The sequence below is a fragment of the Sphingobacterium spiritivorum genome (genome assembly GCF_016724845.1).
Lineage (GTDB): Bacteria > Bacteroidota > Bacteroidia > Sphingobacteriales > Sphingobacteriaceae > Sphingobacterium > Sphingobacterium spiritivorum_A.
The window spans coordinates 1,653,141-1,665,849 of record NZ_CP068082.1; the positions used below are offsets into that span (position 1 = coordinate 1,653,141).

13 protein-coding genes are annotated in these 12,709 nt (G+C 40.0%); 6 read left to right on the forward strand and 7 right to left on the reverse strand.

Annotated features, from left to right (window positions below; genetic code table 11):
- The first annotated feature begins 72 nt into the window (after nucleotides 1-72).
- Nucleotides 73-1,050: an SDR family NAD(P)-dependent oxidoreductase gene (locus I6J03_RS06885; RefSeq protein WP_003008698.1), complete on the forward strand. Its 978-nt coding sequence runs from the start codon at nucleotides 73-75 to the stop codon at nucleotides 1,048-1,050.
- Nucleotides 1,051-1,053: 3 nt separating this feature from the next.
- Nucleotides 1,054-2,346, forward strand: coding sequence for an HAD-IB family phosphatase (locus I6J03_RS06890; RefSeq protein WP_002997662.1), 1,293 nt, complete (start codon nucleotides 1,054-1,056; stop codon nucleotides 2,344-2,346).
- A 95-nt stretch (nucleotides 2,347-2,441) separates the two neighbouring features.
- On the opposite strand, the gene I6J03_RS06895 is transcribed toward I6J03_RS06890, so the two are convergent.
- The 7 genes from I6J03_RS06895 to I6J03_RS06925 form a co-directional block, all read right to left on the reverse strand.
- Nucleotides 2,442-3,023: a 5-formyltetrahydrofolate cyclo-ligase gene (locus tag I6J03_RS06895; RefSeq protein ID WP_003008701.1), complete on the reverse strand. Its 582-nt coding sequence runs from the start codon at nucleotides 3,021-3,023 to the stop codon at nucleotides 2,442-2,444.
- 80 nt (nucleotides 3,024-3,103) lie between these two features.
- Nucleotides 3,104-3,664, reverse strand: coding sequence for an elongation factor P (gene efp, locus I6J03_RS06900; RefSeq protein ID WP_003008704.1), 561 nt, complete (start codon nucleotides 3,662-3,664; stop codon nucleotides 3,104-3,106).
- A gap of 152 nt (nucleotides 3,665-3,816) precedes the next feature.
- On the reverse strand, nucleotides 3,817-4,446 hold the full coding sequence (locus tag I6J03_RS06905; protein WP_003008706.1) for an ABC transporter ATP-binding protein: 630 nt from the start codon (nucleotides 4,444-4,446) through the stop codon (nucleotides 3,817-3,819).
- A gap of 24 nt (nucleotides 4,447-4,470) precedes the next feature.
- On the reverse strand, nucleotides 4,471-5,265 hold the full coding sequence (lpxA, locus tag I6J03_RS06910) for an acyl-ACP--UDP-N-acetylglucosamine O-acyltransferase (protein ID WP_002997669.1): 795 nt from the start codon (nucleotides 5,263-5,265) through the stop codon (nucleotides 4,471-4,473).
- Nucleotide 5,266: 1 nt separating this feature from the next.
- Complete coding sequence (locus I6J03_RS06915) at nucleotides 5,267-6,661, reverse strand: bifunctional UDP-3-O-[3-hydroxymyristoyl] N-acetylglucosamine deacetylase/3-hydroxyacyl-ACP dehydratase (protein ID WP_198137119.1); 1,395 nt, start codon at nucleotides 6,659-6,661, stop codon at nucleotides 5,267-5,269.
- Between the two features lie 42 nt (nucleotides 6,662-6,703).
- The gene (gene lpxD / locus I6J03_RS06920) at nucleotides 6,704-7,741 is read right to left on the reverse strand and encodes a UDP-3-O-(3-hydroxymyristoyl)glucosamine N-acyltransferase (protein WP_003008710.1); all 1,038 of its coding nucleotides are present in this window, start codon (nucleotides 7,739-7,741) and stop codon (nucleotides 6,704-6,706) included.
- Between the two features lie 41 nt (nucleotides 7,742-7,782).
- On the reverse strand, nucleotides 7,783-9,036 hold the full coding sequence (locus I6J03_RS06925; RefSeq protein WP_003008712.1) for an HD domain-containing protein: 1,254 nt from the start codon (nucleotides 9,034-9,036) through the stop codon (nucleotides 7,783-7,785).
- A 294-nt stretch (nucleotides 9,037-9,330) separates the two neighbouring features.
- Between I6J03_RS06925 and porX the strand changes: the two genes are divergently transcribed.
- The 4 genes from porX to I6J03_RS06945 all read left to right on the forward strand — a co-directional run bounded on the left by porX (nucleotide 9,331) and on the right by I6J03_RS06945 (nucleotide 12,705).
- Nucleotides 9,331-10,884 carry a T9SS response regulator signal transducer PorX gene (gene porX / locus I6J03_RS22940; protein WP_003008714.1) on the forward strand — a complete coding sequence of 518 codons (1,554 nt, stop codon included), beginning with the start codon at nucleotides 9,331-9,333 and terminating at the stop codon, nucleotides 10,882-10,884.
- 13 nt (nucleotides 10,885-10,897) lie between these two features.
- The gene (tsaE, locus tag I6J03_RS06935) at nucleotides 10,898-11,308 is read left to right on the forward strand and encodes a tRNA (adenosine(37)-N6)-threonylcarbamoyltransferase complex ATPase subunit type 1 TsaE (RefSeq protein ID WP_003008716.1); all 411 of its coding nucleotides are present in this window, start codon (nucleotides 10,898-10,900) and stop codon (nucleotides 11,306-11,308) included.
- Nucleotides 11,309-11,413: 105 nt separating this feature from the next.
- Complete coding sequence (locus tag I6J03_RS06940) at nucleotides 11,414-11,959, forward strand: RNA polymerase sigma factor (protein ID WP_002997682.1); 546 nt, start codon at nucleotides 11,414-11,416, stop codon at nucleotides 11,957-11,959.
- Nucleotides 11,956-12,705: a hypothetical protein gene (locus I6J03_RS06945; protein WP_003008717.1), complete on the forward strand. Its 750-nt coding sequence runs from the start codon at nucleotides 11,956-11,958 to the stop codon at nucleotides 12,703-12,705. The genes I6J03_RS06940 and I6J03_RS06945 overlap by 4 nt, the downstream gene beginning before the upstream one ends.
- Nucleotides 12,706-12,709: the final 4 nt, after the last annotated feature.

Below are 12,709 nucleotides of genomic sequence, written 5' to 3' on the forward strand. Positions count from 1 at the left end.
TAGGGAGTATTTCGCAAATATCCATTTATTAGCTTACTTTTGAAAACATTATTTTATCAACACCCTTAAACCGTGATATTAGTAACCGGAGGAACAGGATTTTTAGGATCGACACTTATCAAGCAGCTCATCGACGAAGGTGTCGCTGTGGTGGCGACCAAAAGATCAGAATCTGTCATTCCGGAATACTTAAAATCATCTTCCCTTATTCAGTGGGTCGACGCTGACATTAACGACTATTTTGCGCTTGAAGAAGCTTTTGAAGGAATCTCACATGTATTTCATTGTGCGGCGATGATTTCTTATCAGCCAAAAGATGCTTCGCAAATGATGAAAGTCAATATAGAAGGCACCCGTCATATCGTCAACCTATGTCTGCAGCACAGCGCCAGACTTGTGCATGTCAGCTCTATTGCAGCATTGGGCACAAGTAAATCCAGGCAGCCGGTAACCGAGCAGGACAAATGGGAATATGATTCGAAAATATCCAAATATTCGCTTTCTAAATATGAAAGTGAACTTGAAGTATGGAGAGGTGTAGTAGAAGGACTGGATGCTGTCATTGTAAATCCTTCTGTGATCATAGGTGCCACTGCAGGTAAAAAAGGCTCGGGAGCGATTTTTTCTCTGGTAGATAAAGGCTTAAAAGTCTATCCGACCGGAAGTGTGGGAGTAGTCGATGTGGAAGATGTCGCAAAACTGATGATCATTCTGATGAATAAAACTGAAATCTCCGGTGAACGTTTTATTCTCAACACGGAAAACCTGACAAATAAAGCGCTGCTGGATCGCATCAGCATACTGATGCAGAAGCCAGAGCCAACTATAGCAGCATCACCAACGCTGCTGAGCATCGCATGGCGGGCAGCAAAATTTGTCTCCTACTTTAATAATAAACCACCGGCAATCACCAAAGATTCTGCCCGGGCGTCATCCGCAAAACTGGCTTATTCCAATAAAAAAATTATTGAAGCTACTCAATACAGCTTCAAGCCACTGGACGAAACGCTCAAAGAAATTACCTCAACATATCAAACTAAAACCGAATAAACAGTGAAAAACTATTACATCATTGATTTTGACAGTACATTTACGCAAGTCGAAGCCTTGGATGAACTCGCTAGGATATCACTAGAAGGTCATCCTGATCAAGAAAAGATATACCAACAGATCGAAGGTTATACCAATCTGGCAATGGAAGGTAAAATCTCCTTCCGTGAAAGCCTTGCAGGAAGAATCAAACTGCTGAAAGCCAACAAAAGCCATCTAGACAAACTCGTCTCTCATCTTAAGAAGAAAGTTTCCAGATCATTTAGCCGTAACCGTGAGTTTTTCAACCAGAATTCGGACACCGCATGGATCGTTTCAGGAGGCTTTAAAGAGTTTATTATACCAGTGGTCACCCCTTACCATATCAAGAAGGAAAACATCTACGCTAACACGTTTAAATTTGACCAGGAAGGAAATATCATCGGCTATGATGAAAACAACCCGCTGTCAGATGAAGGCGGTAAGGTAAAATTACTGCAGGAATTGAAAATCGACGGACGTATTTTCGGTATCGGTGACGGCTATTCGGATTTTCAGCTGAAAGAATCGGGTCTCATTGAAAAATTCTTTGCATTCACTGAAAATATAGCCAGACAAAGTGTTACTGAAAAAGCAGACCATGTAACACCAAGTTTTGATGAGTTTCTGTATGTGAATGATCTTCCCAGAGCAATATCATATCCTAAAAACAGGATCTTATGTCTTATTGTCGGTGATGTACCCGAAATAGCTGCACATATCCTGAAAAGAGACGGATTTTCAATCCGTATAAAAGACAGCTTTGAGGAGAAATACACCAAAGATGTCGGCATGTTGCTTTTAGGACCGGATGTAGATGTATCTGATGAACAGTTGAGCCGCGCTGACAAGCTAAAAACAATAGGCTTTTTGGGAGATATCAGAGGACATATCAGTAAAAATATATGCAATGAAAAAGGAATTGTGGTATTTGATGACAAAAAAGGTAAAAAAAGGAACTCGGAATTTATTCCAAGAAGAATGGCCGATTTTATCAATAACGGGGATACCGATCAGAGCCGTAATTTTCCAAATCTCATTTTGCCGAAATTAAGCAAAGCACATCGTCTGCTGCATATTCACAAAAATGTACCCGGTGTAATGGCACAGATAAATAATATATATGCAGAGAACAACATTAATATTGTTGCTCAGTTTCTGATGACACGTGGTGAAATCGGATATGCTGTCACAGATCTGAATGTAGAATATGAAAAGGATCTGATCAAACAGCTCAAGAAAATAGATAATACCATCAAGTTCAGGATATTATATTAAAAAAGAGTGGGCTTTTAAAAGCCCACTCTTTTTTTACTCAGCCCTGCATCAGCTGGCGTCCCGGCCAGCTATTACGTGAAGACTTATAGTAAACTTTACCCTCCAGACTTAAAATAAATAACATGTCGGGGTGTAATACAGTAATCCAAAGCGATATCATACGGATCTACATCCGATATCTTTTCTACCGGTTCAAAAAAAGAAAGTCCTGTTTTCTGCACATCCGGTCTGCATTTCTTCAGAAACCTGTCATAGAATCCCTTACCGTACCCTACCCTGTTTCCGCTTTGATCACAGATCAGTAAAGGAACTAATACCACATCAAGTAGCATTTCATCTACCCGAGTGCCTGAGACAGGCTCAGGAATACCCCATTTATTTTCCAGATAGGTTGTCGTATTATCCAGGAGATAGTGAGACATCGAACGGTCTTCAGCATGACTCTGCGAAATCACCAATCTGACAGATGGAAAAACTTCCTGCATCCAGCTTATGAAGGCCAGTGTATCCGGCTCCTGATTACGGACAATAGGTAAATAGACATGACAATACTGACATTTTGACCAGTCGAACCCCTTTAAGTGGGCCAGAAGCTGATGGTTAAATGTCCGAAGTTCGTCAACTGACAATTGCTGACGCTCAGACCGGTAAAGTTGTCTTAATTCCTGTTTAGTCATAATAGTTACTTTCAAAAAAAACGGCCTTGCAGCTGGGAGCTAACAAGACCGAATAATCAACCTAAACCTAAAATCTTTATTTATTTGACACGCTCGATATAATCACCGCTCTGTGTATCAACTTTTACTTTATCTCCCTGATTAATAAAAAGAGGAACTTTAATCTCTACTCCTGTCTCCACAGTTGCATTTTTCAAAGCATTGGTAGAAGTATCTCCTTTTACTGCCGGCTCTGTATATGTAATTTCTAATTCAACACTTTTCGGAGCCTGCGCCATAATTGCTTCATCACTTTCGAATGCCACAATTACACTCATTCCTTCTTTCAAGAATCGTGCCGAATTACCAAATAAAAATTTCGGAATATTAAATTGTTCGTAAGTACTGTTATCCATTACGACATAAAATTCTCCGTCCTCATACAGATACTGATAATCATTCGTTTCTACACGTGCAATTTCTACAGATTCATCCACACGGAAACGATATTCAACCAATTTACCGGTTTTCACATTACGCATTCTTGCCTGATAAAAAGCACGCAAGTTTCCCGGAGTACGGTGTATATATTCTTCAACAGCAACTAATTCACCATTGAAACGAAGGACATTTCCACTTTTTACGTCAGATGCTTTTGCCATGTTACTTCTTTTGTTTTTTTAAGACGACAAAACTACAAAAATTCTTGCTGTATATAAAAATTAAGGACAAGAAAAATAGTTTGAATCGCGAAAAGGACTTTTTAGTATACGTATGTGTACCGTATACAACGTTCAGGCAGCTTTAGCCTTCGTTATATATTATTTTTATAATCGCTGATGCTGATATGCTGATCACAAAAACTGTATTCTTTTGCCTGATTAGAGCAGACAATCAGCAGGCGGTCATCACTAATCGTTTTTTCTATAAGCTCCAGATACCAGGCTTCACCCTTTTCATCCAGATTGCTGGTGGGTTCATCCAGAAATACAAGTGCCGAATCTGAACAACATGCTAATGCCAGTTTGACCCGTTGTTTCATTCCGGAAGAAAAATACCGGATCTCTTTATTTATAGAAGCATTGAGTCCTAATAAATCCAGCAGGGAATCCTGATCAAATCCTTTTTGAAAATTCTTGAACTTGAAATGAAAGGTTATCATTTCATGAAGAGTGAGATCTTCTATCAGTTCTATATAAGGAGCCGCAATAGATAAATGATGAAAAATCCGGTCTACAGCAACTTCTGTTTCCTCATGATGATAGATAATCTTACCCTCAGAAGGGGTCAGATTGCCACACAGAACTTTGAGTAAAGTAGACTTACCGGATCCGTTAGGGCCGAGTACGGCATACTTATGTCCAACAGAAAAGGTATAATCGATATGCCTGAAAATCCAGTCCCGATTATACCTTCTCCCGATGTCTTGCAGTGTTATCTTCAAAACACTTTATACTTTATTATACAATTACAAACTTGCTCTTCCCTGACCAAATCCTTTGATAATACCTCTATTCGAGTTACGAACGAACGTAAGGATTTCATCTCTGGTTTCAGTAGCTTTAAATTCTGTTTCTACAATATCCAGCGCCTTGGAAAGATTTCCGTTCTGGATAAAGAGAACACGGTAAATACCCTGGATCTCATTTATCTGTTCGTTTGAGAACCCTCTTCTGCGAAGTCCCACAGAATTAATACCGGCATAGGTAATCGGCTCACGTGCGGCTTTGATAAACGGTGGCACATCTTTACGGACCAAAGAACCTCCGGAAACAAAGGCATGCGAACCAATCTTCACAAACTGATGTACGGCGACCATACCCGCCAGTACAACATAATCTCCGATGGTAATGTGACCTGCAAGAGTACTTGAATTTGAAAAAATACAGTTGTCGCCAATTATACAATCATGTGCAATGTGGCTGTATGCCTGTATCAGACAATTCTTGCCAATCACCGTTTTATAGCGGTCTTTTGTACCTCTGTTGATCGTCACACACTCTCTGATAGTAGTGTTGTCACCGATTTCAGCCACCGTAACTTCTCCCTCGAATTTGAGGTCCTGCGGTTCTCCTGAGATAACAGCACCCGGATATATTTTACAGTTTTTTCCTATCCGTGCACCATTCATAATGGTCACATTAGACCCAATCCAGGTACCCTCTCCTATTACAACATCCTTGTGGATCGTAGTAAAAGGTTCTACAACAACATTTTGGGCTATCCGTGCCTCAGGATGTATATAAGCTAAAGGCTGTATCATCTTACTTTACTTTTACAATTTGAGCCATTAGCTCTGCCTCACTAACAATTTTCTCTCCTACCATTCCTATGCCCTTCATGCGCGCTATACCTCTTCGTATCGGTTCCATAAGGTCACAACGGAAAATAATGGTATCACCGGGAGCAACCTGGTTTTTGAATCTTGCATTTTCAATTTTCAGGAACAGTGTCAACCAGTTTTCAGGATCAGGAACCGTATTTAATACAAGGATCCCTCCTGTCTGTGCCATAGCTTCAATCTGCAGAACACCCGGAAATACAGGTGATCCCGGAAAATGTCCCATAAACAAATCTTCGTTCATAGTTACATTCTTAAGCCCTACAACATGGTTTTCTGTCAATTCCAGAATTTTATCCACCATCAAAAACGGCTGACGATGGGGTAATATATTCATAATCTGCACTGTATCATATACAGGCGTCATATTCGGGTCGTAAACCTTTACATGTTTACGGTTTTTCTCTTTATTAATAACGGCTCTGATCTTTTTCGCAAAAGCAACATTAGCGGCATGTCCGGGACGTGCTGCCATAATATGACCTTTCAGAGGACGTCCTACCAAAGCCAGGTCACCGATCATATCCAGAAGTTTATGACGGGCAGGCTCGTTCTGATAGCGAAGTTGAATATTATTCAGGATACCTTCATTCGCTACATCGATATCATCACGGTTAAATAAATGCGCAAGCTTATCCAGCTCTTCTTTATCGACGTCTTTGTCTACAATCACGATTGCATTGGACAGATCACCACCTTTAATAAGGCCAAGATTGACCAGTGTCTCTAACTCATGAAGAAAACAGAACGTACGTGAAGCTGATATTTCTCTAACAAATTCACCAATATTACTTACAGAAGCGTGCTGACTGCCCAAAACCGGAGAGTTAAAGTCTATCATACACGTCAGACGATAACCATCCAGAGGCATTGCTACAATCTCGACCTTACGATCTGTTTCCGAGTAATGGATATTAGATTTGATCTCATAAAAGTCTCTGTCAGCATCTTGTTCCTGAAAACCTACTTCTTCAAACAGTTTGACAAACGGAGAAGAACTTCCGTCCAGAATAGGTACTTCAGGTCCGTCAATATCAATCAAAACATTATCAATCTGTAAACCAACCAAAGAGGCCATCAAATGCTCAATGGTGCTGACACTAGCTCCATTCTGAGAAATGGTGGTACCACGAGAAGTATCTGTTACATTATCCGCATCTACAGCGATAACGGGAGCCCCTTCGACATCTACTCTTCTGAATTTGTACCAATGGTACTCAGGAGCAGGTTTGATCGTAAGGGTAACAGATTTTCCAGTATGCAAACCAACACCTGAAATCGAAACTTCAGACTTAATGGTTCTTTGTTTTACATTCATATCTAACATTCTGTATTAAGCAATATTGAGTTTTCTTTTTGTTTATTTTATATTTTGCATCTGCAGCAATTGCTCTAACTCGGAAATTCTTTTTTCCAGTTCGGGCAATCTTGCATAAATGACCTGTGAACGCAATTGAGATTGATAAGGAGTCGCTGGTGAACCTCCCCATTTTTTGCCAACTACAGTAATTGAACGATTGATACCGGACTGTGCCTGCACCTGCGACCGGTCTGCAATAGTGATATGTCCTACCACACCAACCTGTCCGCCTAGTACAACATGTTCTCCCAACTTGGTACTTCCTGATACTCCGGTCTGCGCAGCAATAACGGTATTCTTACCGATCTCTACATTATGAGCGATCTGAATCAGATTATCCAGTTTAACACCCTGACGTATAACAGTAGATCCCATAGTCGCCCGGTCGATCACTGTATTAGCACCGATCTCCACGTCATCTTCTATGATGACATTACCTATTTGAGGCACCTTACTATACGTACCATCCTCCTGCGGGGCAAAACCAAATCCGTCACTCCCGATCACAACACCGGCATGTATGACTACATTATTACCGATAACACAGTCTGAATAAACTTTTACTCCGGGAAAGAGTGTTACATTATCACCGATCTGTACATTATCACCAATATATACATGCGGATATACTTTCACTTGTTTACCTAAAGTCGTATCTTTTCCGATATACGAAAAAGCGCCCAGATATTCATGCTCACCAATGCTGGCGGAATCATGTACAAAAACAGGTTCTTCTCTTCCTGAACGATCCTGTTTCATCATATTATAGTAGGACAATAACTCCGAAAAAGAGGAATAAGCATTCCTGACGCGTATCAACGTGCAGGAAACTTCGCTTAACGGCGTAAAATCAGCATTTACAATAACGATAGAAGCATTTGTCGTATAGATAAAGTTTTCGTACTTTGGGTTCGCTAAAAAGGAAAGATCGCCTGACTGCGCCTCTTCAATTTTGGCCAACTGGCTCACCACAACATCCGGATTACCTTCGATATTGCCTTTTAATAATGTTGCTATTTGTTGCGCAGAAAATTGCATTGTACAAATGTATGCCTTTTTGTTAATTTTTCTTTAAGTTTTTACTTTATCCGGGGATATCCAACCTCTTTTGGGTATGAAATAGCGAATTTTCGTACTTTCCGGGCCAAAGCTTCCAAATTTGAAAGATCTGATGCCTCTGTTATATCTTTTAGTTCTCCTTGTTTATCTACAATCTTTATTCCTCCCTGTGAAGGGCTGTATGCACTATTCTCCACTTCCTGTATAAAGACAAAATACTCCAGTTCATCTTGTGTAATTCCGAAGTAATCGATTACGGCCTGATTCACCGCTTCTACAGCCTGTTCTGAAAAAGGCTCATTGCTCATAACCGTCCTGAACAGATCTCTGGCCATCAATTTGCGGCACAGCATACTTAAGATTTTATCTTCATGATCAGCCCAAGTTTTAATAGCCGACATAATATCTGTATCATCCAAACGAGTAAACCACTGTAAATGTGACTCGTCCAGTAAAAAATTATCTTTTGTGATTCTGTTCTTCAGAAAATGAGAGAATGCCGGTGTAGCAAACAAGTCAGCACCCTGATCACTTAAAGCCTTCGCTCTTTTCAATGCTTTAATAAGCATTTGCTCTGCACCGATAACTGTTTTGTGCAGGTATACCTGCCAGTACATAAGCCTTCTTGCAATCAAAAACTTCTCTACCGAATAAATACCTTTCAGTTCGACGACCAGTTCATCATTATGCACATTCAGCATTTTGATAATCCTGTCAAAAGAGATGACTCCTTCTGAAACCCCTGTAAAGAAACTATCCCTGTTCAGATAATCCATGCGGTCGGTATCCAGCTGACTGGAAACAAGCTGATGAAAAAACTTTCTTTCGTATTTATTATTGAAAATAGTAATCGCAAGGTCCAGTTTACATCCAAATTCATCATTCATCCTGTCCATCAACAAAGAAGAAAGCATCTCATGGGACACACCTTCTATAATAGTATGTTCCAGAGAATGGGAAAAAGGTCCGTGTCCGATATCATGTAATAAGATCGCGACCAAAGCGGCCTCTTCTTCTTCCAGAGAGATCCGGACTTCTTTACTCCTTAATGTATCTATAGCCAGAGACATCAGGTGCATAGCTCCTATAGCATGCTGAAAACGTGTATGTAACGCTCCCGGATAGACCAGATGAGTCATACTCACCTGCTTAATATAGCGCAGTCTTTGAAAATAAGGATGCTGAATAAGGTCAAATACACATCCCGAAGGAATGGTAACAAATCCGTAAACCGGATCGTTGACTATTTTTCTCTTATTCAATGTAGATTGCACGTATATATTTATTTAAAAAATAATCTGAGCGAAATAAAATTAACCATCTCCGATATATATTAAGGAAGAGGTAGATACTATTATCTTACGAAGCTAAGATAGTGCAAAGATACGGAGTTGCCCGTTAAGAAATGTTAAAAAACAACAAATAAAGTCCCAAAAGCGGTAAGTTCGTAACTCTATGACAAATCGATTGTTATAATTTTGATTATATTCTACATACATTTGGAGTAATTTGAATCCTTCACAGAATCCTATGTATTCGATTTGTGATTATCAATTAAGAAAATTCTCATGCAAAAAACACATATACTTTGGGCAGATGATGAAATTGAATTTCTGAAACCCCATATTCTGTTATTAGAAGAAAAGGATTACAAGGTAAAGACAGTCAACAATGGTCACGATGCTGTCGAGGCTTTCAGGAATGAGCCTTTCGATCTGGTCTTTCTCGATGAAAACATGCCAGGACTTACCGGATTAGAAACATTGGCCATATTAAAGTCTATCAATCCGTCCATCCCCACCGTACTTGTCACAAAGAATGAAGAGGAGCACCTTATGGAAGATGCTATCGGAAGTAAGATTGATGATTATCTGATCAAACCGGTCAACCCGAAACAGATACTTCTGACCATCAAAAAGTTCACAGAAAATAAAAGACTGGTGAGTGAAAAGACATCTATGGCGTATCAGCAGGATTTCCGTAATCTCGGTATGATCCTCAATGATAATCTGGATGTACACCAATGGACAGATGTGTATAAAAAACTGATCTACTGGGAACTTTCTCTTGAAAAACTGGAAGATTCCAATATGCATGAAATTCTGACGATGCAGAAATCCGAGGCAAATGCGTTATTTTCAAAATTTATTGAGAAAAACTACATCAACTGGATCAAAAATCCGGATGAAGGCCCGGTGTTCTCACATCAGCTGTTTAAGAAAAAAGTATTTCCCGGAATGCAGGAAAACAAACCGACTTTCTTTTTTCTGATTGACAACCTGCGGTATGATCAATGGAAGATCATTAACGATATTATTACGGATTATTTCCGTCTGGATGAAGAAGATCATTACCTTAGCATCCTGCCAACAGCTACCCAGTATGCACGAAATGCTATTTTCAGTGGATTAACACCTCTGGAAATGGAAAAGAGATTCCCTGATCTGTGGCAGAATGACGAAGACGAAGGCGGGAAAAATCTGCACGAAGACAAATTTCTGGCAGATCAGATAAAAAGACTTTACCGTCGGGAGATCAAACATTCCTATCATAAGATACTAACATTGGAGCAGGGGAAAGATATTTATGAAAATGTCAACAACCTCATGCAAAATGACCTGAACGTATTGGTCTACAACTTTGTTGATATGCTTTCCCATGCACGTACAGATATGGCTATGATCCGCGAACTGGCCAATGATGAAGCGGCATACCGCTCTCTGACGCTTTCCTGGTTTGAACACTCTCCCTTGCTGGAGACACTGAAATGGTTATCCCAACGCAATGTAAGGGTGATTATCACGACAGATCACGGAACAATCAGGGTCAAAAAACCAAGTAAAATAATCGGCGACCGTAATACCAACACCAACCTGAGATACAAACAGGGGAAAAACCTTAATTACCAGGACAAAGATGTATTCGTGATCAAAAATCCACACGATGCTCAATTACCAAAGTTGCATGTAAGCTCAACTTTTGTATTTGCAAAAGAGGACATCTACTTTGTATATCCGAACAATTACAATCAGTTTGTCAATTATTTTCATGGTACATTCCAGCATGGAGGTATTTCTTTGGAGGAAATGATTATCCCGTTTGCAACGTATTCGTCCAAATAAGTATTTTTGAAACATGAAATTGCATGTTCAAAACTTATCTGAATTACCCGGAGCTGCCAGCCAAATACTTTCTGCATTTGCTGATACCCGGGTGTTTCTTTTGTATGGAAGTATGGGGGCCGGCAAAACAACTTTTGTAAAAGCTATCTGCGAGCAACTCGGTGTCACGGACAGCACTTCCAGTCCGACCTTTTCTATTGTAAACCAATACAGCTACCCGCAAGGCAATGTATATCATTTTGATTTCTACAGAATAAAAGATGAACAGGAAGCCTTCGATATGGGATATGAGGAATACTTTTATTCCGGCGATTACTGCTTTATCGAATGGCCTGAAAAGATACCCAATCTGCTGCCGGAAGATGCCAGAGCTATACATATAGCGGCCATCGACGAATATATCCGCAGCATTGAGGTAAAATAAAACATTAAGAATCAGGTTATTAAATTAATTTCCTGATTTTTTTATATCCTGACGCAACCCTTTAATCCTAATCCACGTCTTCTTTATAACAAACCGATAAAAACCTTGAAACAACATGACATTGATGAAGTATGGAAAAAATGTAAAACGGGGGACCGAAAGTCGCAATCATTGCTCTATCAACACTTTGCTCCCAGAATGTATGCTGTATGTATACGCTACGCCGTAGACACTCTGGAAGCTGAAGATATGTTACAGACTGGATTTATAAAAGTATTTGCCAAACATCACCTCTTTGACGAAAGAGGATCATTAGAAGGATGGATCCGACGGGTAATGGTAAATACAGCTATAGAGATTCATCGAAAAAACAAAGTTAGCTTCTGTGACATTGATGAAAATCTCCAGGCACATATGCTAAAGAGTTCTATCGGAACGGATCAATCCGCCTATCAGGATCTTATGCAGCTAGTCAAGCAGCTACCTGTGGGTTACAGAACGGTCTTCAATCTTTACGCCATAGAGGGTTACACACATCATGAGATTGCAAAATCTCTCCATATAAGTGAAGGAAATTCAAAATCGCAGCTATCAAGAGCACGTACATGGCTTAAAGATAAACTGCAAAAACTGGAGGAAACAGAAAGATGACAGATAAAGAACTGGATAAACTCTTCAGGGAGCAGCTTGAAAATGCAGAATCAACACCAAGTCCCGACATCTGGGACAAGATTGAACAACAGCTGCCAAAAGAAGAAGTTACAATCAAAAAAACAAGTATTTATCCGCTTTGGAAATGGACAGCTGCAGCCGCAATCGTGGCGACAGGAATATTCTCTACCTGGTATTTTCAACAGGGTGAACAAGAGTCGGAACACCTGACCGAACATCATGCAACACCTCCTCAGGACAAAGAATGGAGTAAGGATGTTGAATCCATACCATCAGACCCGATTCTGACAGAGAAAAAGGATAATGAAAGATTCGCATTCGTACAGGAGAAGTCAAGTAAAAAAAAGGGAGATATACCAGGAGAGGTTGCTGAGCGCCCGCAGCAGATAGAAATAAGTACAACTAATGAAAGCACTCATCTGCTGGCATTGAATCTTCAGCAGATGGATACCGTACCGAGCAATATTTCATTACCTGACCTGACAACAAGTGTTACCGATGTACCGCCTCTTAAGGCATTAATCGAGAGTCCGGAAGTAGAAGAAACAATGATGGCAAGCCATGAACCGGAGAAGCAGAAAACATTCGGTATCGGAACGATCCTCAATTCACTGATCGGAAAGGCAGACCGATCGGATGGTAAAAAACTACACTTTGATACAGATGAAGAAGGATCTCTGAGTATTCAATATATTACCAAAAACAGAAAGAAAAATAAACAATAACAAT

Excerpts from the sequence above, each read along its gene's own strand:
- I6J03_RS06895 (WP_003008701.1), bottom strand. The coding sequence starts at position 3,023 with ATGACTAAACAGGAATTAAGACAACTTTACCGGTCTGAGCGTCAGCAA.
- efp (WP_003008704.1), bottom strand. The coding sequence starts at position 3,664 with ATGGCAAAAGCATCTGACGTAAAAAGTGGAAATGTCCTTCGTTTCAAT.
- lpxA (WP_002997669.1), bottom strand. The coding sequence starts at position 5,265 with ATGATACAGCCTTTAGCTTATATACATCCTGAGGCACGGATAGCCCAA.
- I6J03_RS06915 (WP_198137119.1), bottom strand. The coding sequence starts at position 6,661 with ATGAATGTAAAACAAAGAACCATTAAGTCTGAAGTTTCGATTTCAGGT.
- lpxD (WP_003008710.1), bottom strand. The coding sequence starts at position 7,741 with ATGCAATTTTCTGCGCAACAAATAGCAACATTATTAAAAGGCAATATC.
- porX (WP_003008714.1), top strand. The coding sequence starts at position 9,331 with ATGCAAAAAACACATATACTTTGGGCAGATGATGAAATTGAATTTCTG.
- tsaE (WP_003008716.1), top strand. The coding sequence starts at position 10,898 with ATGAAATTGCATGTTCAAAACTTATCTGAATTACCCGGAGCTGCCAGC.
- I6J03_RS06945 (WP_003008717.1), top strand. The coding sequence starts at position 11,956 with ATGACAGATAAAGAACTGGATAAACTCTTCAGGGAGCAGCTTGAAAAT.